The organism is Sorangium sp. So ce363, from assembly GCF_051520435.1.
Taxonomy (GTDB): Bacteria; Myxococcota_A; Polyangia; order Polyangiales; family Polyangiaceae; genus Sorangium; species Sorangium cellulosum_B.
The window spans coordinates 9862103-9882867 of the sequence record NZ_CP150333.1 but is presented as its reverse complement, the minus strand read 5'-3'; the positions used below and the strand labels follow the sequence as shown (position 1 = coordinate 9882867).

The 20765-nt window shown below is 69.8% G+C and carries 17 protein-coding genes; 12 read left to right on the top strand and 5 right to left on the bottom strand.

Features of this window, described 5'->3' with window-relative positions; translation table 11 throughout:
- Positions 1-10: 10 nt before the first annotated feature.
- Positions 11-136 carry a hypothetical protein gene (locus WMF12_RS37130; protein WP_437741469.1) on the bottom strand — a complete coding sequence of 42 codons (126 nt, stop codon included), beginning with the start codon at positions 134-136 and terminating at the stop codon, positions 11-13.
- Positions 137-237: 101 nt separating this feature from the next.
- Positions 238-375 carry a hypothetical protein gene (locus WMF12_RS37125; protein WP_437852853.1) on the bottom strand — a complete coding sequence of 46 codons (138 nt, stop codon included), beginning with the start codon at positions 373-375 and terminating at the stop codon, positions 238-240.
- 442 nt (positions 376-817) lie between these two features.
- Here WMF12_RS37125 and WMF12_RS37120 point away from each other — a divergent pair, with 442 nt between their 5' ends.
- The 3 genes from WMF12_RS37120 to WMF12_RS37110 all read left to right on the top strand — a co-directional run bounded on the left by WMF12_RS37120 (position 818) and on the right by WMF12_RS37110 (position 6912).
- A complete protein-coding gene (locus WMF12_RS37120; RefSeq protein WP_437852851.1) occupies positions 818-4792 on the top strand; it encodes a serine/threonine-protein kinase in 3975 nt (1324 codons plus the stop codon).
- Between the two features lie 294 nt (positions 4793-5086).
- Positions 5087-5887: a hypothetical protein gene (locus tag WMF12_RS37115; protein ID WP_437741467.1), complete on the top strand. Its 801-nt coding sequence runs from the start codon at positions 5087-5089 to the stop codon at positions 5885-5887.
- 122 nt (positions 5888-6009) lie between these two features.
- Positions 6010-6912 carry a LysR family transcriptional regulator gene (locus WMF12_RS37110; RefSeq protein WP_437852849.1) on the top strand — a complete coding sequence of 301 codons (903 nt, stop codon included), beginning with the start codon at positions 6010-6012 and terminating at the stop codon, positions 6910-6912.
- Here WMF12_RS37110 and WMF12_RS37105 read toward each other — a convergent pair.
- Positions 6893-7210 (bottom strand): putative quinol monooxygenase, encoded by a 318-nt coding sequence (locus WMF12_RS37105; protein ID WP_437741465.1) that lies wholly within the window; start codon positions 7208-7210, stop codon positions 6893-6895. The two genes, WMF12_RS37110 and WMF12_RS37105, sit on opposite strands and share 20 nt — an antisense overlap.
- 536 nt (positions 7211-7746) lie before the next feature.
- On the opposite strand from WMF12_RS37105, the gene WMF12_RS37100 reads away from it, so the two are divergent.
- Complete coding sequence (locus WMF12_RS37100) at positions 7747-8604, top strand: GNAT family N-acetyltransferase (protein WP_437852847.1); 858 nt, start codon at positions 7747-7749, stop codon at positions 8602-8604.
- A 385-nt stretch (positions 8605-8989) separates the two neighbouring features.
- A complete protein-coding gene (locus WMF12_RS37095) occupies positions 8990-9229 on the top strand; it encodes an MbtH family protein (protein ID WP_437741457.1) in 240 nt (79 codons plus the stop codon).
- Positions 9230-9342: 113 nt separating this feature from the next.
- Here the strand turns inward: WMF12_RS37095 and WMF12_RS37090 are convergent, their stop codons facing one another.
- Together WMF12_RS37090 and WMF12_RS37085 are read right to left on the bottom strand one after the other, a co-directional pair.
- Entirely contained in the window at positions 9343-10185 is an 843-nt protein-coding gene (locus tag WMF12_RS37090; protein WP_437852844.1) for a PfkB family carbohydrate kinase, read from the bottom strand.
- 411 nt (positions 10186-10596) lie between these two features.
- Positions 10597-10971 carry a hypothetical protein gene (locus WMF12_RS37085; RefSeq protein WP_437852842.1) on the bottom strand — a complete coding sequence of 125 codons (375 nt, stop codon included), beginning with the start codon at positions 10969-10971 and terminating at the stop codon, positions 10597-10599.
- 271 nt (positions 10972-11242) lie between these two features.
- Between WMF12_RS37085 and WMF12_RS37080 the strand changes: the two genes are divergently transcribed.
- From WMF12_RS37080 to WMF12_RS37050, 7 genes are all read left to right on the top strand, one after another.
- A complete protein-coding gene (locus WMF12_RS37080) occupies positions 11243-14476 on the top strand; it encodes a M23 family metallopeptidase (RefSeq protein ID WP_437852840.1) in 3234 nt (1077 codons plus the stop codon).
- Positions 14477-14565: 89 nt separating this feature from the next.
- Positions 14566-15552, top strand: a complete 987-nt coding sequence (locus tag WMF12_RS37075; protein ID WP_437852838.1) for a hypothetical protein — start codon at positions 14566-14568, stop codon at positions 15550-15552.
- Between the two features lie 836 nt (positions 15553-16388).
- Positions 16389-16550 (top strand): hypothetical protein, encoded by a 162-nt coding sequence (locus WMF12_RS37070; protein ID WP_437741453.1) that lies wholly within the window; start codon positions 16389-16391, stop codon positions 16548-16550.
- A gap of 176 nt (positions 16551-16726) precedes the next feature.
- A complete protein-coding gene (locus WMF12_RS37065) occupies positions 16727-17404 on the top strand; it encodes a hypothetical protein (RefSeq protein ID WP_437741452.1) in 678 nt (225 codons plus the stop codon).
- Positions 17405-17407: 3 nt separating this feature from the next.
- Positions 17408-18004 carry a hypothetical protein gene (locus WMF12_RS37060; protein ID WP_437852836.1) on the top strand — a complete coding sequence of 199 codons (597 nt, stop codon included), beginning with the start codon at positions 17408-17410 and terminating at the stop codon, positions 18002-18004.
- Between the two features lie 25 nt (positions 18005-18029).
- On the top strand, positions 18030-19199 hold the full coding sequence (locus WMF12_RS37055; RefSeq protein ID WP_437852834.1) for an MFS transporter: 1170 nt from the start codon (positions 18030-18032) through the stop codon (positions 19197-19199).
- Positions 19196-20662, top strand: coding sequence for a B12-binding domain-containing radical SAM protein (locus WMF12_RS37050; protein WP_437852832.1), 1467 nt, complete (start codon positions 19196-19198; stop codon positions 20660-20662). Before WMF12_RS37055 ends, WMF12_RS37050 begins: the two co-directional genes overlap by 4 nt.
- The last annotated feature ends 103 nt before the right edge of the window (positions 20663-20765 follow it).

Here is a 20765-nt window from a genome sequence, read left to right as displayed (position 1 = left end):
CGCGTGGAAGTCAACAGCCACCTTGGTCGCCGAGCCAGCTCGCGAACGCCGCCAAGGCGGAGACGATGTCGGGGGACAAGATCTTCATCACAAACGCGGCCGAGGCGAAGATAACGTCAGGAGAGAAAAACTTCATTCATGATGTCCGCCCAGCGCCGTCTCCGTCCGCGCTCGCGCCGCGCGGACGTCCCGACGCCACGCGGCCGGCGGAGGTGCCGGCCCGCCGGCGAGCGCGCCTCAGGGCCGCCCTCCGGGCGCGCCGCCTCCGCGCCGCTCCAGCGCGCCCACCCTGGGCGTCGTCGGCGGGGTCTCGCGTTCGTCGATGGCGCAGGCGGGGCCCTTCGCCGGCGCGATGACGAGGTTCGCGATGCGCAAGACCCACCCATCGACATGACGCGACTACGTAGCTTATCGACATGGCGAGATGCGCTCCTCGATGGCTTTTCAGATGCCTTGAAGCGAGCCCCCAGAACACGGCACCCGGCGGCGCCCTCTCCGGCGCCGGCGCCGTTCCCCCATCACGGGCGCCCTCGTCGTCGATGATTTACCTGCGCTCGGCGCACCACCCGGACGGCCTGCGCACACGCACGTATCCGTCGAGAACCCCTCGTTCGCGCCGGCGGGCGGCCAGCGCGTGCGCGGAGCCGGTCCTCCCCGAGCGCGCCGGCGTGTTCTTCGTGAGACTCCAGCCCTGACGCGTCGCATCGCGCGTTCGATCCGGTCGTGGTCGCGCTGGAGGTGAGTCGCCCTACCATCCCGGGCCTGTATCCAGACCAGGAGGGCGGCGCGCGTGATATCGCTGGATTCACGGCCGTTGATGCGCGTCGGAGAGATCGTCGACGAGCGGTTCCAGATCGAGGGCCTCGCGGGCTCGGGCGGGATGGGGCACGTCTACCGGGCGCGCGACCGGCGAAGCGGCGACACGGTGGCTCTCAAGGTGCTTCGCCGCGCCGACAAGGGTGAGCTCAGCCGCTTCTCCTGCGAGGTGGAGGTGCTCTCGGCGCTGCGCGTCCCCGGCGTCGTCCGGTACATCGCCCACGGCGTCGCGGCGGGCGGCAAGCCGTATCTGGTGATGGAGTGGCTCGCCGGGGAGACGCTCGCCGAGCGCATCGCGCGGCGAGGGCTCACCCCCGCCGAGAGCGTCGACGTCGTCGCGCGGATCGCGGAGACGCTCGGCGCCCTCCACGGGCAGGGCGTCGTGCACCGCGACCTCAAGCCGAGCAACCTGCTCCTCGTCGAGGGGCGGCTCGATCGCGCCATGGTGCTCGACTTCGGGATCGCGCGCTTCCGGATCGACCAGCAGCTCACCCTGCCGGGCACCGTCCTCGGGACCCCGGAGTACATGGCGCCCGAGCAGGCGCGCGGCGAGCGGCGCGTCGACGCCCGCGCCGACGTGTTCGCGCTCGGCTGCGTGCTCTTCAAGTGCCTCACCGGGCGCGCCGCCTTCCAGGGTGTCGGGGCGCTCGCCGTGATGGTCAAGGTGCTGCTCGACGAGCCGCCGCGCCTCCGCGAGGTTCGCCCGGATCTGCCGGGCGAGCTCGACGTCCTCGTCACCAGGATGCTCGCGAAGCAGCCAGACGGGCGGCCCCGCGACGGCGCGGCCGTCGCCGAGGAGCTCCGCGCGATCGATCTCAGCCGCGCCGGCGCGGCGGACGGCGCCTACCCTGCCGCGCTGGCGCCCGTCCTGGAGCTCACGAGCAGCGAGCGGCGCGTCACGTGCCTCGTGCTCGCGCACGAGCGCTCGGCGCCCGAGGAGGTGACGCGCTCGCAGGAGGAGGAGCAGGCGCGGGCGACGGGCCGCGCCGACGAGCTCTACGCGCTCGCCGAGCGCTACCAGGGTCAGATCGAGCTCATCGACGCGAGATCGCCGCTGCTCGTGCTGACGAGCGCCGAGGCGGCCACCGATCTCGCCGCGCAGGCCGCGCGCTGCGCGCTCTCGCTGCGCGCGTTGCTCGGCGGCGCGCAGGTCTCGCTCGTGACCGGCCGGGCCGAGCTGACGTCGCGCATCCCGATGGGCGAGCTCATCGACCGGGCGGTCCAGCTCCTGCCGTCGCGCGGCGAGCCGGGCGCGGTGGCCGCGGTCCGCATCGACGAGGTGACGGCGGGGCTCCTGGGCGGCCGGTTCGAGACGAGCTGCGAGGGCGGCGCGCGCTTCCTCCACGGGGCGCGGGACGACCTCAGGGTGACGTCGGCGCCGGCGCTGCTCGGCAAGCCGGTGGCGTGCTTCGGGCGGGAGCGGGAGCTCGCGGTGCTGACCGCGGAGCTCGATCGGAGCACCGAGGAGTCGACCTCCGGCGCGCTGCTGGTGGTCGCGGCGGCCGGCATGGGCAAATCGCGGCTGCGGCAGGAGTTCCTCGAGACGGTGTCGGCGCGCAACGCGCGAGCGGCCGACCGCGCGCGCGGCGGGGGCGGCGCCGACCTGGCGGACGGCGCCCACGTGGAGGTGTGGATCGGCCAGGGGGACCCGATGAGCTCGGGCTCGGCGTTCGGCCTCCTGTCGCGCGCGCTGCGGAGCGCGATGGGCATCGTCGACGGCGAGCCGCTGGAGGAGCGCCGGCGCAAGGTGAGGGCGCGGGTCGAGCGCCACCCGGAGCTCGACGTCGGGCGCGTCAGCGCCTTCCTTGGCGAGCTCCTGGGCGCGCCGTTCCCGGACGACGACATCCGGGTCGGCGCGGCGCGGCGCAACCGGCAGCTGATGGGCGATCAGCTGCGGCTGTCGTGGGAGGAGTTCATCCGGGCCGAGTGCGCGAGGCAGCCCGTGCTGCTGATCCTCGAGGACTTGCAGTGGGGCGACCTGCCCACCCTGACGATGGTGGAGGCGGCGCTCCGGAGCCTGCGGGATCTGCCGTTCCTGGTGCTCGGGCTGGCTCGACCCGAGGTGCACGAGGCCTTTCCGGGGCTGTCTCAGGGGCGCTTCGGCAACCAGATGATGCTGCCGCCGCTCACGCGCCGGGCGAGCGAGCGGCTGGTGCGGGCCGCGCTGGGCGACGAGGCGCGCGCCGAGCTCGTGGCCACGCTGGTGGACCGGGCGGACGGCAACCCGTTCTACCTGGAGGAGCAGGTCCGCGCGGTGGCGGCCGGCCACGGCGCGGACCTGCCGGAGACGGTGCTGGCGATGGTGCAGGCGCGCATCGAGGCGCTCGACGCCGAGGCGCGGCGCGTGCTGCGGGCCGCGAGCGTGTTCGGCCAGGCGTTCTGGCCGAGCGCGGTGAGCGCGCTGCTCGGGGGCGCCGTGGTGACGCGCTGGCTCTCGGAGCTGGAGCGCCGTGAGGTGGTCCACCGGCGCGGCCCCGGGCGGCTGCGCGGAGAGGTCGAGTACCGCTTCCGGCACGCGCTGGTGCGCGAGGCGGCGTACGGGATGCTGACGGAGGCCGACCGGCGGCTGGGCCACGCGCTGGCGGGCGCCTGGCTGGAGGGCGCGGGCGAGCCCGACGCGATGGCGCTCGCGGAGCACTTCGAGCGCGGCGCCGTGCCCGCGCGGGCCGCGGCGGCGTACCTGCGCGCGGCGCAGCACGCCCTGGAGGGCAACGATCTCGGCGCCGCGATCGCGCGGGCCGAGCGCGGGCTCGAGTGCGCGCCGGAGCCCGCGGTGGTGGGGGCGCTCCGGCTGGTCCAGGCCGAGGCGCACGTGTGGCGTGGCGACCTCGCGCTGGCCGAGCAGCGGGGGACGGACGCGGCGCGGCACCTCGCGCCCGGCTCGGCGCCATGGTTCGCGGCCGTCACGCAGGCCGTCGCGGCCGCGAGCAAGCTGGGCGGCTTCGACCGTGTGGAGCGGTGGATGGGCGCGGCGGTCGTCGTCACCGCCTCGCAAGGCGCGGAGAGCGCGAGGAGCACCTGCCTCTGCATGGGCGCCTCGACGCTGGCCTTCGCCGGACGGCCTGCGATCGTCGACGGGCTCATCGCGGAGGTGGAGCGCGCCATGGCCGACGGGGCGCCGACCGGCGCCGGCACGGGGGCCGAGGTGGTCGCGGGGCTGCACCAGGCGCGCGCTTTCCGCGCGATGAGCGGGGGCGATCCCGGCGCCTGCGTCACCGGCCTGGAGGCTGCGCTGGTGGCGTTCGAGCAGGTCGGCGACCGGCGCAACGCGTGCATCACCCGCGCGAACCTGGGCTATTCCTACGGCGAGCTCGGCGATTTCGGCGGCGCCGAGGCGGCGCTCCGCTCCGTGCTGGAGGCCACGGAGCGGATGGGTCTGCACGAGGTGGCGGCGGCGGCGCAGGCCAGCCTCGGGCAGGTCCTCGCCTACTGCGGCAGGCTCGCCGAGGCGCGGGCCGTCGAGGAGGCGGCCCTCGCCTCGAGCCAGCGGCTGGGCGACCCGCGCGCCGAGGTGGTGTCGCGCTCGTACCTCGCAAAGATAGCCCTGCTCGCCGGCGATCTCGCGGGCGCTGAGCGCGAGGCGCGCCTCGCCGAGGCGCTGGAGAGCGCGTCGCCGTTCCGCGTCACGGCCATGGCGATCCGCGCCCGGGCGCTGATCGGGCTGGGGCGCGCCGCCGAGGCGCTCGTGGCCGCCGGCGAGGCCCTGGCAGCGCTCGAGTCGCTCGGCGGGATCGAAGAGGGCGAGTCGATGATCCGACTGGTCCACGCGGAGGCGTTCTCCGCGGTCGGCGACGCGGCCAGGGCCGCGGTCGCCATCTCCTCGGCGCGCGACAAGCTGCTCGACCGGGCCGCCGGCGTTCGCGATCCCGAGTGGCGCGGGCGCTTTCTCTCCCACGTTCCGGACAACGCCCGCACCCTGGAGCTCGCATCGCAGTGGGTCGGAGCTGTCGGAGCTGGGCGGAACGGTCGGAACTGAATGTGGCCGAACGTGACTGAACGTGACTGAACGTGGCCGAACGTGATTGAACGTGACGAAGCGTTGCTGTCCCACGGAGGAATCCGCGGAGGACGTGCAATTTAATAGCTGACAGTCGAAGTGGTTTGCCGTACCCTGGTCGTTGACGTGGAGAGTTCCCGGCTGTCGTTGTGTTGAGCGACGCGCCGGAGGGCGTGCTGTGATCGGGGAGCGTGGGCGCTCCCCTTGGCTCGCTACCTGAGGTCTCATCACGTGAAAACCAGGGCTGTACTTGGGTGCGCAGGCATCCTTTTCGTGGCTACCGGCTGCATCGCGCCCGAGCAGGCGCTCGAAGCGGGGGATGAAACAGAGGAGCTCGGCTCGAGCGCTGGCGAGCTCGCGAGCGGCAATGCGCTGAGCGCGAATGCGCTGAGCGCGAATGCGTTGAGCGCGAATGCGTTGAGCGCCAACGCGCTCAGCGCGAACGCGTTGAGCCCGGTGGCGGCCTCCGCTCTCAGGGATCCTGGCGCGAGGGGCGATCTCTTTCGGTCGCTCGTGAAGTACACGGTCAGCTGCGCGCTCAAGGAGTCCCAGTCGTTCCGTTTCTCCTGGACCGACAGCGCGGGCGCGACCCACAAGGAGGTCTATCCCGGACACCTCGGCCTCGCGCCTCGGTGGGACCGGCGCCCGCTCGACGACGAGGGCAAGCGGATGGTCTCCGCGTGCCTCGCCGCCCACACGAACCGTTATGGAGTCTCGGTCAGCATCTCGATGCGCTCCCGACAGAACCCGCTGCATCACGAGGTCGGGTGCGGCGAGCTCGACGAGTACCCTCATGTCGAAGGGGCCTTCTGGGGGAACCTCTTCACGGAGACGCCGTACCTGCGCGCCTGTTACAACCCGGCGAACGTCGATGTCGCGCGCGCGGCGAAGCGCGACTGCGCCGCGGGCCAGCTCGCCGCGGACGGCGATCTCGAGGGCTGCGGGATGATCGAGATCGTCGGGCATTGCAAGGAGTACTGCGGCAAGCTCAACCGCTCCGGGGAGTATTACAAGGAATGCGATGATCCGGAGTTCGGCGACACGCGCTATGTGATCACCACCGCGCTTCGGTGACCCTCGCCCTCCCGGGGAGAGGGGCCGCCGGTCGTCTTCTCCCTCGGCAGCCCTGATCGGAGCCGAGCGAACGCGCCGCCCTCCTTGGCGCGGGCGGCGTCGCCGGGCGAAGATGCGCGGCCATGGAGATGCATCAGGTCCGGTATTTCCTTGCGGTGACCGAGACCCGCAGCTTCACGCGCGCGGCCGAGCGGTGCGCGGTCTCGCAGCCCGCGCTCACGGCCGCCATCAAGAAGCTCGAGGAGGAGCTGGGCGGGCCGCTCGTCCTGCGCGAGCGCGGCGGCGCCAAGCTCACGGCGCTGGGGCAGCGCGTGCTGCCGCGGCTCCAGCGGCTGCGGGACGAGATGCAGGCCGTCCAGGTGATCGCGGACAACCACCGGCGCCTCAAGCAGGTGCCGCTCCGGGTGGGCATCCTCTGCACCATCGGGCCCGCGCGGCTCGCGGGCTCGCTGGCGGCGTTCCGCGCGGAGGCGCCGGGGGTGGAGCTGGAGATCGCGGTGGCCGTGCAGGGTGAGCTCCTGCGGCGGCTCGAGGAGGCCGAGGTCGACGTCATCGTCTCGAACCTCGGCGACGCCGTCCCGGACTGGTGCGTGGTGGCGCCCCTCTACGAGGAGCGCTACGTCGTGGTCCTCCCGCCCGGCCACCACCTGGCCGCGCGCGAGGGCCTGCGGCTCGAGGATCTGGACGGCGAGCCCTACCTCGATCGGCTCGCCTGCGAGATGCGCGAGCAGGTGACGGGCGTGTGCGCCGCGCGGCGCGTGGACCTGTACGCGGCGTACCGCACCGACCGGGAGGACTGGGTCCAGAGCCTGGTGCACGCGGGGCTGGGTTTTGCCTTCATGCCCGAGCACTCGGTGCTCCTGACGGGCGCGTCGCAGCGCCCGCTCGTCGATCCGGCCCTCCGTCGCACCGTCGCGCTGGTGCGCTCGGGCGATCGCACGCCGGCGCCGGGCTTGCAGCTCTTCTGGGACGCGCTGCTCTCGCGCGCTGCCCGGGCGCGGCCGGTCAACCCTTCGCGGCGATGATGTCCACGTGCTCGATGACGGGCGGCGCGGCGAGCAGCTCCGGCGCCTTGGCCATGAGCGCTGCCGCGATGCGGCCCGCGAGGTGCTCCTTGCGCCCCACCTCGTCCGCGAAGGTGTCGAAGATGCCGAACGTCGACGGCCCGATGCGCAGCGCGAACCAGTGAACCGTCCGCGGCTCCTCGGCCGCGAGGCCGACGGCGGAGCGGAGGAGCGCCTCGACCTCGGCCTCCTTGCCGGGCTTGGCCTCGATGCGGGCCAGGAGGGAGAGCGTCACGGCGGTCGGGGAAGCAGCGGTCATAAGATCCTCCTCTTCGGCGGCGCACGGCGCGCCGCGCTTCGATGAAGAGAGTTGTAACGACGCCCGTCCGGCCGACCATTCGATGTTCTGGATGGATCCATCAGCGCCGTGGATGGACCTTCCCGTGATCCTGCGCCAGCCACCGCGGGACGGCCGCCGCGTGTGGCGGCTTCGGCAGGGGGATGACGCGCCCTCTCACGGGATAACCCAAGGGGCAGGCGCCGCGGTACGTCCGTGCTTTACACAGAAGGGGGCGGTCAGGTGACCGTGGGCGCTGGCGAGACCGACCTGCCTCGACCGCGCTCTGCAGGCGCGAAGCGCGATCCGTACAGGCCGAGGGTCATGTACGATCGGCCTCGGCTGCGGCGATCTTTGCCGACTCTTGACGGCGTCGCCCAACCCGCCATTGGATCCGACGAGCCCTGCGATCGGCCCCCTGCGGGGGCCTCCCTTCGGGCTCGCGGCTCAACGGCCGGCCGTTAGGTGTCGCAACAACTGGAGGTCAACCAGATGAGTAGTGGATGGAGGGAGCCCCGATGAGCGTCACGCTGCGACCGGGCAACGCCGAAGACGCGCCGCGCTGTGGTGCGATCTGTTACGATGCCTTCAAGACAATAGCTGAGCAGCACGGCTTCCCACCGGACTTGCCCTCGCCCGAAGCCGCCACCGCGCTCCTGGCGGGGCTGCTTGCGCACCCCTGCTTCTATGCGGTGGTCGCCGAGCTTGACGGCCGGGTTGTCGGCAGCAACTTCCTCGACGAGCGTTCGACGGTGGCGGGCATCGGCCCGATCACGGTCGATCCCGCGATTCAAAATCGCGCGGTCGGACGCCAGCTGATGCAGCATGTCCTGGATCGGGTGACCCAGCAGCGTTATCCGGGGGTCCGGCTGGTCCAGGCCGCCTACCATAGTCGCTCGCTCTCCCTGTATGCCAGGTTGGGGTTCGTGGCCCGCGAACCGCTGTCCATCATGCAAGGAGCACCCCTCGCCGTGCAGGTGCCCGGTTACAGCGTGCGCCCAGCCACCGAGCGTGATCTGGACGCCTGCAATCAGGTGTGTGTGCAAGTCCACGGCCATGACCGTCGTGGGGAACTGCTCGATGCGATCAAGCAGGGAACCGCGACCATCGTCGAGCACGGGGGGCGTATCACCGGCTATGCCACGCCGGTCGCGTTTTTTGGCCATGCCGTCGGCGAGACGAACGACGCGCTGAAAGCGCTCATCGGGGCGGCTTCCGCATTCCCGGGTCCCGGCTTCCTCCTACCAACCCGCAACGGGGAGCTGTTCCGTTGGTGTTTGAACCATGGCCTACGCGTGGTCCAGCCGATGACGCTCATGAGTGTCGGTCTCTACAACGAGCCCGCGGGCGCGTTCCTGCCCTCGATCCTCTACTGAACCGGACAAATATCGCGGACTTCCACGAGTCTCCGGACAGCTGATGCCGACGATCCATCGCTTCAAGGCCACGGCGTGCGGGACTCCCGGCCGCGGCTGGAACCGCCCGCTCCGGCCTGCTGCGGCGCCAGCACGACGAGACATGGGCTGAGGCTCCTTGCCTGTTCCCGCGGCGTGAGGCGTCGACCCATGGGGGAGCGGCTCCTCGCGTCATCGGTTCGCTGGCGCGATGTCGTGACACGGGCATCGATCCCGGCATGATGCCGTCTCGGGCGGAGACGGCCTGATCCTGCGATCCGTTCTCGGAGATTCCGGCTCGACGGCGCGGGGAGCGAGGTTATGGTGCGACCCCGCAGCGCAATCGGGCCGACCCGCGGAGGGGAAGATGAACCAGGAACAGCGGCAGGACGCAGCCACCTATCGCGTCGTCGTCGATCACGAGAAGCAGTACACCGTCTGCCCTGTCGAGCGCGCGATCCCGAGCGGGTCGCGGGAGGCCGGCAAGCAGGGATCCATCATGGAGTGCCTCGCTTATATCGAGCAGGCATGGGAGCGCCTGCGCGCCCCGGAGGAGGGATGCGCCCCGGCGGAGGTCGCCCGAGCGCGCGCGGAGTGGCTCTCCTGACGCCGCCATGAGGCGAGGAGGGCGGCGATGACGGGGTGGAGCGGGCTCGAGGGCGTCCCTCCGCTCATGTCGACCGAAGCGCCGGGATCCCTCCACGCAGGCGTGGATCCGAGTCACGGCGCGATGAGCCCGATCTGCGTCTCGAGCGGATCGATCCCGCGCAGCACGGCGGCGCCGTGTGGTCCAGCGAGGCGACAGGCTTCCTCGACCGGGAGGCCGTGGGCGAGGTGGTAGGTGAGGGCGCCGGCGAAGCTATCGCCGGCGCCGTACTCGCCGAGGACGCGGTCCGGCGCGGGCGGCGCGTCGACCAGCGCGGCGCTCCCCGGGCGGAGGACGCGGACGGGCCGCGGCCCGTCGGTGAGCACCAGCGCGCCGGGGCAGGGGTCGTACGCGGCGAGCGGGGCGTTCTCGCGCGGATCGGAGGCGCTGCCGATGACCACGTCGGGGGCGATCGCCGTCGCCCGGAGCGCCGCGCCCCTGCGGGCGGTCACCACGAGGCGACGCGCGGCGCGCGCGAGGCGCAGGCTCTCGGGGTCGGCGCCGGTGAAGTAAACGGCGTCGCAGCCGGCGAGGATCGACCACGGGAGCGGGTCGGTCGCGGCGGGCTGGAGCGGGGCCCCGGTGACGAGGATGGTGCGGCGGCCCTCGGCGTCCACGACGACGACCACGCGCGGGTGGTCCACGGCGCGCACCGCCGCATGGACGTGCACGCGCCCCGGCGCGACGCGGATGCGCTCCTCGACGGCGCGCGCCGCCGCGTCGTGCCCTAGCGCGGTGAAGAGGTGGATCTCGGCGTCGCTCCGGCAGAGCTGAGCGAAGGCGAGGCCGCCGCCCCCGCCGGGCAGGAAGCGCGCGTCGAGCAGGTGAACGATGTCGCCCGGCTGGGGGACGCCCTCGGTGCGGCCGAGCGTCACGTGCTCGACATGACCCACGACGGCGATGCGCGGCGCTGCCATGCCGCTCGACATAACACGGCGGCGCCGCGCCGCGCGGGCGCCTCCTGGCCGTCTCCCGGCCGGAGAACGCCCGCGTCCCCGGCCCCCCGCGCTCCCCGCCACGCCCGGCGACGCCTCTCGCCGGGCATGGCCGGCGGCGCGCGCGGGAAAAGAGGATCGGTGCCTGTCAGAAGCCGGACGGCCGCGGCGTAGGAACGGGGGTGGCCGTCGAGCCACGCCCGATCCGCGCCCCCGCGCCCTCCTGCGCGCCAGGGCCAGCCGCCGTCGCGCGCTGGTGAGCGGAGACGCACGCGCGCGACGGCCGCGCGACGCGCGACCCGCGGCGGAGCGCTGGCCGGAGGGCCTCGTCTGCCCGGCTTCTCATCAACGATCCATGTCCAGAGGAGATCAACACCGTGCTTCATCACGCATTCAACAGATCCATCCGGTACCCTGCGCCATGCCTCGCCGCCGCGCTCGTCGCGGGCCGCGGGAGGACGGGCGCATCATGAGGCGGCTCTGCAAAGGCGCGCTCCTCGCGGCGCTCGCGCTCGGGAGCACCATCGCGAGCGCGGGAGACGCGCGGGCTGCAGAGGGCGCCAGCGCCTTCTGGAACAACGCCGTCGAGGTCCAGGTGTCGGGCGGCGCCCTCACCCGGGGCCCGGGCTGGGGCTGGAGCGCCGGCGCGTCGTCGGTCCAGCAGATCGAGGCGGGCGACGGGTTCGTCGAGTTCTCCACGAACGAGGCGAACCGGACCAAGATCGCCGGGTTGAGCCACGGCGATGAGAGCCCATCGTTCTGGGACATCGATCACGGGGTGCTCCTTCGCGCCGACGGGGGCGTGGAGATCCTCGAGCAGGGATACGGGAAGGGCTACTTCGGGACCTACCAGGCCGGCGACGTCTTCCGCGTCGAGGTGTTCGATGGCCAGGTGCGTTATCGCAAGAACGGGGTCGTATTCTATACTAGCCAAACGGAGCCCACCTACCCGCTCGCGCTCGACGCCAGCCTGCACGACGAGGGCGCGACCGTCACCAGCGCCCAGGTCACGAGCTGCGCGGCCGGCGACGAGAGCTGCATGCCGCCGGGGTTCTGGAAGAACGTCCGCTACGCCCCGGCGAACGGGACATTGCTGACGCGCAGCCCCGGCTGGGGCTGGCACGCCGGGGCCTCGTCGGTCCAGCAGATCGAGGCCGGCGATGGATTCGTGGAGTTCTCCACGAACGAGGCGAGCCTCGAGAAGATGGCGGGCCTCGGCAACGGCGACGCCGATCAGGGCTTCGGGGACATCGACTATGCGATCTTTCTGCGCGCCGATGGAGGCCTGGAGATCGTCGAGCAGGGGTACGGGAAGGGCTACTTCGGGACGTACCAGGCCGGCGACGTCTTCCGCGTGGAGGCGTTCAGCGGCCAGGTGCGTTACCGCAAGAACGGGCTCGTGTTCTACACGAGCGCCACGGCGCCCACCTACCCGCTCGGGCTCGACACAAGCCTGAACCACGAGGGCGCGACCATCACCAGCGCCCAGGTCGCGAGCTGCGCGGCCGGGGACACGAGCTGCATGCCGCCAGGGCTGTGGAGGAACGTCCGCTACGTCACCGCCAACGGAGGCGTGCTGACGCGAAGCGCCGGCTGGGGCTGGCACGCCGGGGCCTCGTCTGCCGAGCAGATCGAGGCGGGCGACGGGTTCGTGGAGTTCTCCACGAACGAGGCGAACCTCGAGAAGATGGCGGGCCTGAGCCACGGCGACGCCGATCAGGGCTTCGGGGACATCGACTATGCGGTCTTTCTGCGCGCCGATGGAGGCCTGGAGATCGTCGAGCAGGGGGTTCTACAGGGGTACTTCGGGACGTACCAGCCGGGCGACGTCTTCCGCGTCGAGGTGTTCAACGGCCATGTGCGTTACCGGCAGAACGGGATGGTGTTCCACACGAGCACCACGGCGCCCACCTACCCGCTCGGGCTCGACACCAGCCTGAACCACGAGGGCGCGACCGTCACCGGCGCCCAGATCATGAGCTGCGCGGCCGGGGACGAGGGCTGCATGCCGCCGCAGGAATGGAAGAACGTCCGCTACGCCACGGCGAACGGAAGCCTGCTGACCCGCGACGCCGGCTGGGGCTGGCACGCCGGGGCCTCGTCGGCCGAGCAGATCGAGGCGGGCGACGGCTACGTGGAGTTCTCCACGAACGAGGCAGACCTCCAGAAGATGGCGGGCCTCGGCCACGGCGACACGGACCAGGGCTTCGGAGACATCGATTACGCGATCTACCTGCGCGACGACGGGGGCCTGGAGGTCTACGAGCAGGGCGTTGGACAGGGATACTTCGGGACCTACGAGGTCGGGGACGTCTTCCGCGTCGAGGTGTTCAATGGCCAGGCGCGCTACCGCAAGAACGGGATGGTGTTCCACACGAGCACCACGGCGCCCACCTACCCGCTCGGGCTCGACACCAGCCTGAACCACGAGGGCGCGACCGTCGCCGGCGCCCAGGTCGTGAGCTGCGCGGCCGGGGACACGAGCTGCATGCCCCCCGGGCTATGGCAGAACGTCCGCTATGCCACCGCTAGCGGTGGCTTGCTGACGCGCACCGCCGGCTGGGGCTGGCACGCCGGGGCCTCGTCGGCCGAGCAGATCGAGGCGGGCGGCGGCTATGCTGAGTTCTCCACGAACGAGGCGAACCTCGAGAAGATGGCGGGCCTCGGCCACGGCGACGCCGATCAGGGCTACGGCGACATCGATTATGCGATCTACCTGCGCGCCGATGGGGGCCTGGAGATCTACGAGCAAGGGGTTGGACAGGGGTACTTCGGGACCTACCAGGCCGGCGACGTCTTCCGTGTCGAGGTGTTCAATGGCCAGGTGCGGTACCGCAAGAACGGGCTGGCGTTCCATACGAGCCTGACGGCGCCCACCTATCCGCTCAGGCTCGATACCAGCCTGAACCACGAGGGCGCGACCGTCACCGGCGCCCAGGTCGTGAGCTGCGCGGCCGGGGACACGAGCTGCATGCCGCCGGGGTTCTGGAAGAACGTCCGCCATGCGCCGGCGAGCGGGGGCTCGCTGACGCGCGCCGCCGGCTGGGGCTGGCATGCCGGGGCCTCGTCGGTCCAGCAGATCGCGTCGGACGGCGGCTACGTGGAGTTCTCCACGAACGAGACGAACCGGTACAAGATGGCGGGCCTTGGCCACGGCGACGCCGATCAGGGCTACGGAGACATCGATTACGCGATCTACCTGCGCGGCGACGGGGGGCTGGAGGTCGTGGAGCAAGGCTACGGACAGGGGTACTTCGGGACCTACCAGGCCGGAGACGTCTTCCGCGTCGAGGTGCAGAACGGCCAGGTGAGCTACCTGAAGAACGGGGCCGTGTTCCACACGAGCAGCGCGGCGCCCACGTACCCGCTCGAGCTGGATACAAGCCTGTACGACGACGGCGCGACCATCACGAACGCGTCGGTCTCGGGCGCCGGCGGCGGGGGGGACCCGACCACCGGCTGCGGCGAGGTGGGGCCCGGCGACGAGCTCAGCGGCACGAAGGTGCCCACGTTCTGCAATCACCCCACCACGATGCCGAACGGAGATGCGCCGCCCATGGGGCAGTACTTCGGCCATACGTGCACTTCGGTCGTGCTCCAGACCGTCTATTACACGCACACCTCCGGCAACCACAGCGGGCTCGACTTCTCCGTCCCAGCGCGCAGCCCCCTGTACTCGGTCGGCTATGGAAAGGTCATGTGCGCCGGGCCAAACGCCTGCACGGGCAGGTACCCCACCGCCCGGGGCGCGCCCGCTCAGATCGATCTCACGATCCGCTATGGCTCGGTGTACGTCATCTACGGGCACGCCGCGTCGACCCTGGTGGCGGAGGGCGATCTCGTCGTCCCGGGGCAGGAGATCGGCGAGTCGTCGGACTGGCCGGACAACGACCACCTGCACTTCGAGGTCCGCCGCGTCGCCGACAACAAGGCGCCGAACCCGGTGCCCTTCTTCTCGCCGGACATCCGGAGCTATCTCGAGGGCACCGTCACCGACGCGCACTTCTGCACGGGGCACTTCGATGATCAGGCGGACGTGGGGTTCACGTCGACCACCCAGCTCGACGAGCGGCCGTGCACGGACGCGAACGACGGCACGACCGGCCCGATCCGCTGCCAGGAGGTGTGCGACTACAGCCCTGCGGACTGCGAGGTAAAAACCTACCCCAACGGGTACAGGGAGGTGCACGAGTACTGCAGCGTCTTCAGCTGCGGCGGCGGCGCCTTCGCCTGTGGGCTCCGCCGGAACACGGCCGCCCAGGCGTGCCAGTGACACCCGCGCCGTGACGCCGCCCATCATCGGCCAGCGCTGTTGAGCCGAGCTCGCCGGCGCTGCCGCTCCTCACGGGCGCGGCGATCGCCGTGGTCGCCGCGCTCATGGCCGCCTCGGCGACCATGCAGCAGGCCACCGGGATCCTCGGCGACGCGATCGAGAGCGTCCGCCTGGTGCACAGCCTGCAGATCGATCTCCTCCGCGATGCACATCAGATCCACCGCGGCGGCGGGTCCGCCAGCGGCGGGCCGATCTCCACCTTCCACGAGTGGGAGATCGAGCTAAGGGAGGGCCTTGCGGACGCTCACCGTTACGTGAGCAGCCAGGAAGAGAGCGGCGTGCTCGTCGACGCAGAGCGGCGCGTCGACGAATACCTCGTCGGGCGTCGAGCCGGCGATGCCGGCGACTCACCCCCCTCGCCGGACGCGCCGGCGCTGGCCACCGATTCGCTCGCTTTCGACGAGGCGTTCAAGGCCCTCGACCGCCTGGTCGAGATCAACCTCCATCAGGCCCGTGCGTCCCAGGCGCTCGTAGAGCGTCTGGGCCGGCGCGCGACCACCGCCGGCGTCGCGGCCGTCCTCTTCTTCATGGCGGGCGCGTCCTCGGTCCTCATCAGCGCGCGGCGGCTCGTCTACGGCCCCGTCGTCGCGATCCAGGAGGTGATCGGCCGCTACGGCGCGGGGGACCGCGCCGCGCGCGCGCCGCTCGTCGGGCCGCGCAACCACCTTGACGTCGACCGCCACAGGTCCTGTTTGCTCCATGTCCAGCAAGGACGCCGCGAAGTCCTGGGCTGCGGAGTCCATCAAGGCAGGCACGAAATCCCCGAGCCAGATCGCCTCGGAGCGGGCCGAGCGGGCACGCCGGATCGCCGAGCGGCAGCGCGACCGCGACGCGCGGCGCGCGAGCGGCGACGCCTCCGCGAGGTGAGCCCTCTTCGCCCGGCCGCGCCGTCAGGCGCCATTCCCCGCCGCGCGCCGCCATCGGCTCTCGCGGCGCCCGGCCTTCCCCTCGCGCTCCAGCTTGAACGGATGAATTTTCGAGGCGCATCCGAGCGAGCGGCCACGCCGGCGCTGTGACATGTCATGTGACATGTCACGCTAGGATCGTGACATCCGGCCGTGCCATGTCATGGCGGCCATCCCAGCACGCCTGACCGCCGCAGCGGCTGAGGCCTCAACACGCTCAGTCGCGCGCGGATCGGGCCGACTTGGAGCGGCTCCCACGATGGCGCGGAACGTGCAATAACGTGCAATGCTGCTCGCGGGGTCCGGTCGTGCAAGCGGAGACGCGTGCACCCTGCGACAAACGATCGAGACTGTGATTTGACCATCGTCGGGCGCGGCGCCCTCCCTGCGGGGGCCATGCGAGCGGCCGGATATGCCTGTCGATGACAGGCGCTTGCCGCCTCGAGGGGAGCTCGGCTGAACCAACATCACCTGGTGGGAGGAGCAGGGGTAAGCTCACTGCGAGCTGGTCGCGGCGACGCAGGATAGTCGACGCAGCGGAGCGCGCTCAGCTGTCCGATTGACCAAACGAATCATGGTGTGATTCTCCATCGATCGCCCAACTCCGCTTACCGTCTCAAGCAGCCAAACCATCGAGCAAGATACCGTCGCAATGCATGCTTGACCAGATACGCGGCGTCACACAAAACAACAACGGTCCGGCGATGGAGCCGAGTTGAAAAGGGGGAATTGTCCGCTTGATATCGAAGAGATCGTCGTAACGGCTTCCGAGGATGAGACCCAGGGGCGCTCGCTCGCGCAAGGAGCGTTCTGTCCCCTGAGGTGAGCGTGGCGATTCGCCCTTGGCATCCTCCGAATCGTCTTGCTTTGTCTTCCACTCGCACATGGACGCCTGAGCGCCGTCGCTCGGGCATGACACCAACCCAGTACAGTATACAGGAGCAAATATGAACACCGAGATCGCCAACAATGCCGCCGTTCAGCAGACCAACGATGCCTCGCCGGCCCTGAGCCGCATCACGCTCGACAACGTCCTGCAGGCCGTCCGCCGGATCGAGGAGAGCGAGGTGAACAACCGCCTGAGCATCGCGATGTGGCCCGAGACCTGATCCTACAGGTCTGGGCGTAGACCAGGGGAGCGCCAGGGAGGGTCTCGCCGCGGCGCCGCCGTGCGTCGCTCGACCTTCCCTGGCGTTCGCTCCTGTCCTCGTTGTCGACCGACTCCGCGTCACGTGGCCGGGGTCGGCGCATGTAACATGGAATTCGAAAAAATCATGTGACGCAGATGCGAAACAGCGAATTTCAGTCCCTGGTTGACCGCTACGGCTACTACTCGAGCGCGGCGTTGCTGGTCAAGTACGTGCAGTTCCTCGACTGCCTGCAGCAGAACTGGCGCTGCGGAGACGTACGGAAGAACGTGGACGTGATGTCCCGCTACTCGCTGCTCAGGGATCACTACGCCGAAGTATCAACGAGCCTGCTCCCGAGCATCCACGCGGATCACGTCCGCGAGGTCGACCTCGGCGGGCGCTCGTATCTTCAGTACGATCGGGAAGCGTTCATCGCCCAGCGGCCCGGCGGAGCGCCGCTCAGCGGATGTGCGTACCGTCGCCTCGACCCGCGCAGCGTCGCCGACGCTGTATTTTACATCTACTCGATCGACAGGCGGGGCGAGATCATCATCAACCCGGAGCCCATGGCGGTTCACGACATGTTCTTCCGGAAGGACGGCGCGAGGGTCACCCATGCTCACCTGCTGGAGGACCGGGACCTCCTCTCCGCCTGCTCCGGAGAGGCGATATTCGTCAAGGGGGGATCCGACATCGTCTTCGCGCTGATCAACAACTGCTCGGGTCACTTCCTCCCGAGAGAGAAACATCTCCAGTACGCCGTGGGCGTGTTCTCCGCGGCGCTCGGCGTCCCCGCGGAGAGCGTCTTCGCGTTGTGCGTGGGCAGAAGGTAGCTCATGGAATTTGAAGCCTCGTTCATCATCGCCGAGCGCGACTTCCCCGAGCTGCGCGGGATGTACGTCCAGCGCTATCAGGACGCGCTCCAGTACACGCTGCGCCAGTCGCGGGTCTACATCGATTCGGACCAGCTGCTCCTCCATCGGTCGCGACAGTCTGCCTCTTTCGTGACCGAGCCGCGGGGGGCGCACTGCCTGCTGCACAAGAGGAACGTCGCCATCTACGACGGCTACGTCGCGAGAGAAGAACGCAAGCTCAAGTGCAGCGACTATGCGGACGTGCAGGCCATGGTGGACGTGTTTCAGCGCTCGGTCGGCCTCTCGGCGCCGCTCGCGCCCAGGCTCGTTCTCGTGTCGGAGCGGCGGAACGTCGTGGTGCAGACCGTCCCGCAGCCTGTGTTCATCACGTTCGACGTCGTCGATGCGTACGCGACCGACAACACGCATCTGCTGCGGTTTTACGCCGTCGAGTTTGAGTGCAATGGCGAGCGAGCGGACGACCGTTTTCTCCGCGAGGTCGCCGGCTTCAGGGAGCGCGTCTCCGACGCGGTGCTCCTGCACTCGTCGAAATATAGCCACTCGATGAGCTCCCTGTGACCTGACGCCGCGAAGTCGAGCCGCCATGGACCGAGCATTCCGCAGATACGCAGTCATCCAGTCGATCTCGATCCTGTTCAACAACATGCACGTCCTGCTGTTGCCGTACTGGTACTACGAGCTCACCGGATCCAAGCTCCACAGCACCGCGATCTTCGCAGTCGAGGGGGTCTTCGCGCTCGTCGCGGTGCCGTTCGTGGGCGTCCTCGTGGATAACCTCTCGCACCGAAAGCTCACGGTGATCGCCGAGGCGGCGCGCGGCGCGTCGGTGGCGTGCCTGTTGGCGGTGAGCGGAGCGACGCCCGTCGTCGTCATACTCATCCTGGCGGCGATCAACAGCGTCGCGTCCTCGGTCTTCTTTCCGCTCCAGCAGGCGGTGATGAAGAACAACGTCGGACACGAAGGCGTGCTCAAGGCGCAGTCGCTCTTCTCGGCGGTGCAGGGCGCCACGCTCATCCTTGGGCCGGCCTCCGGCGCCTGGTTGGCCGGGGTGGTGGGCTACAAGGCGGTCTTCGCGCTGAACGCCGCGAGCTTCCTCCTCAGCGCGGCGAGCCACGTCTACATCAGGGATCCACAGCCGCGCGGGGGGCGCGTCAGCTTCCACCGCGACATCCGCGACGCCGCCTCGTACCTGTCCAACCGCCCCGCGCTGCGGATGGTGTATTTTGTCCAGTTCGCCACGTACGTTGCCGTCGGCTCGCTGGGCATTCTGTTCATCTATTTCTTCAGGCTGCGATCGATCGGGCTCAACGGCATCTCCATGATGATGGCCGCCCAGGGCGCGGGTGTACTGCTCGGATCGCGCCTCGCGGCCAGGTCCCCGCTGCGCGCGGACAAGCACGCGCCCTGGACTTCTGGGGGAATGGGCCTCGTGCTCTGCGTCCTCGCAGCGGTCCCCTCGCTGGGCCGGCCCCTGATCGGCCTCCTGATCTTCGTGTTCGGATTCCTGTTCGTGAACCTCGGCGTGGCGACGAGAGCGCTGGTCCAGGAGAGCGCCGAGGTGCACATGATCGGGCGGCTGTCGTCGCTCTTGAGGTTGACCATGCTCGGCGGATCCATGCTGTCCACCCTGGCCGTGGTCCTCCTGTCCGAGCGCGTCGAGGCGGACGTTCAGCTGCTCTTGCTGGGGCTGCTGCTGGCGCTCGCGAGCCTCGCCATCTTGGTTGGTCGACGTAGGAGTCAGGTGGTCACATGAAACTGGTGCTGATAGATCTGGCGGACGACGGCTACAACGCTTACCCGTTCGGGCTCTATGCGCTGAAGGCATACTTGAGGCTGCACGTCGCGCGGCTGACCGTCGAGGTCAGGTCGTTCAAGTGCGGCGCGCCCCTGGACGACATCCTGGCGCACATCGAGGGAGAGCAGGCGGATATCATCGGCCTCTCGTGCTTCGTGTGGAACGAGCAGAAGAACCTCGAGATCGCGAGGCGTGTGCGCGCCCTGTCGGACTCGAGGTTCATCATCCTGGGCGGCCCCCAAATCGAAAAGGGAGCCGCAGAGGTCGAGCGGCTCCTGATCGACGGCACCGTGAACGCGGCCGTGGTCGGCGAAGGCGAGATCCCCCTGTTGCACATCGTCGAGGGGATCGCTCGTGGTGGAGCGGTCCCGTCAGGTATCGAGAACGTGGGGGTGCTCGCCGCGGGCGTCGTGCGCTGGGGCGGCGAGCCGACGTACGAGAAGTGCATCGACTACCTGCCCAGCCCCTACGCCGATCTCGATGATCTGCGGCAGATAGTCGCCGCCACGGGGGTGGCGTTGTACGAGAGCGCCAGAGGCTGCCCGTACCTGTGCACGTTCTGCGATCAGGGCGCCAAGGCGTTCCGCTCGCACTCGATGGAGCGGATCAAGAAGGACCTCTCGGAGATCTTCGCGCTCGCGCCCAGGAAAATCGTGTTCCTGGACAGCACGTTCAACGTCTCTCCAGCCAGGACGAAGGAGATCCTCAGGTTCATCATAGCGCATGGCCATGAGCTCGAAATCGAGGCGGAGGTCAAGCCGGAGCGCTGTGACCAGGAGATGGTCGAGCTGATGCGGATGGCCGGGATCAAGAGCGTCGAGCTCGGGTTGCAGTCGACGAAGAGTCAAACTCTGGAGTTCATCAAGCGACGCAACAACTTCGAGAGGGTCGCGGCTTCGGTCCAGATGCTGATCGCGTCGGGCATCAACGTGTACATCGATACCATCATCGGCCTGCCCGGGGAGTCGCTCTCCGATTGGCTGGCGACCATCGACTACTGCTTCGGGCTGGGGGACGTCGCGATCTTCTCGAGCACGCTCAAGATCCTGCCCAACGCAGAGCTGAAGCGGGATATCCAGGGCATGGGCTTCACGTACGATACGGCGCGGAGCTGCGTCATCCAGCGGAGCGACGCCATGTCCGCGGAGGACCTCGAGCTGGCGCGGCTGCACCAGAAGATGATCAAGCTGTTCTGGAACCGCAGCTCCGACAGGCCGTGGCTGCGGCAGATGATCGTCGAGAAGCTCCACGGAAGATTGACGCTGTTCACCTCGGAGCTGCTGCAGCTGCTCGGTGCAGGGACCGACCCGGAGCGGTTGAAGTCTCGTCAATTCTGGTTGGACCACGCGCCGGCGACGACGGGTGCAGGACGGTATGTGCCTCCCGCGCCGCGCGGCAGGCACCTCAAGGTCCTCTCCTGAGATCCGCCGTGTCCGGCCTCCGCTCCACCTCATCGCGCAGGAGCGCGCGCTTCGACCACCCCAGCTGGGCTTGAGCGCATCAGACAAGTCGTCTGTGCACCCG

Bases quoted from the DNA above. Each gene is read 5' to 3' on its own strand.
- WMF12_RS37090 (WP_437852844.1), bottom strand. From the start codon at position 10,185: ATGGCAGCGCCGCGCATCGCCGTCGTGGGTCATGTCGAGCACGTGACG.
- WMF12_RS37110 (WP_437852849.1), top strand. From the start codon at position 6,010: ATGGAGATGCATCAGGTCCGGTATTTCCTTGCGGTGACCGAGACCCGC.
- WMF12_RS37070 (WP_437741453.1), top strand. From the start codon at position 16,389: ATGAACACCGAGATCGCCAACAATGCCGCCGTTCAGCAGACCAACGAT.
- WMF12_RS37050 (WP_437852832.1), top strand. From the start codon at position 19,196: ATGAAACTGGTGCTGATAGATCTGGCGGACGACGGCTACAACGCTTAC.
- WMF12_RS37085 (WP_437852842.1), bottom strand. From the start codon at position 10,971: ATGTCCCAGAACGATGGGCTCTCATCGCCGTGGCTCAACCCGGCGATC.
- WMF12_RS37060 (WP_437852836.1), top strand. From the start codon at position 17,408: ATGGAATTTGAAGCCTCGTTCATCATCGCCGAGCGCGACTTCCCCGAG.
- WMF12_RS37055 (WP_437852834.1), top strand. From the start codon at position 18,030: ATGGACCGAGCATTCCGCAGATACGCAGTCATCCAGTCGATCTCGATC.
- WMF12_RS37100 (WP_437852847.1), top strand. From the start codon at position 7,747: ATGAGCGTCACGCTGCGACCGGGCAACGCCGAAGACGCGCCGCGCTGT.
- WMF12_RS37065 (WP_437741452.1), top strand. From the start codon at position 16,727: ATGCGAAACAGCGAATTTCAGTCCCTGGTTGACCGCTACGGCTACTAC.
- WMF12_RS37080 (WP_437852840.1), top strand. From the start codon at position 11,243: ATGCCGCCGGGGTTCTGGAAGAACGTCCGCTACGCCCCGGCGAACGGG.
- WMF12_RS37120 (WP_437852851.1), top strand. From the start codon at position 818: ATGCGCGTCGGAGAGATCGTCGACGAGCGGTTCCAGATCGAGGGCCTC.
- WMF12_RS37105 (WP_437741465.1), bottom strand. From the start codon at position 7,210: ATGACCGCTGCTTCCCCGACCGCCGTGACGCTCTCCCTCCTGGCCCGC.
- WMF12_RS37095 (WP_437741457.1), top strand. From the start codon at position 8,990: ATGAACCAGGAACAGCGGCAGGACGCAGCCACCTATCGCGTCGTCGTC.
- WMF12_RS37130 (WP_437741469.1), bottom strand. From the start codon at position 136: ATGAAGTTTTTCTCTCCTGACGTTATCTTCGCCTCGGCCGCGTTTGTG.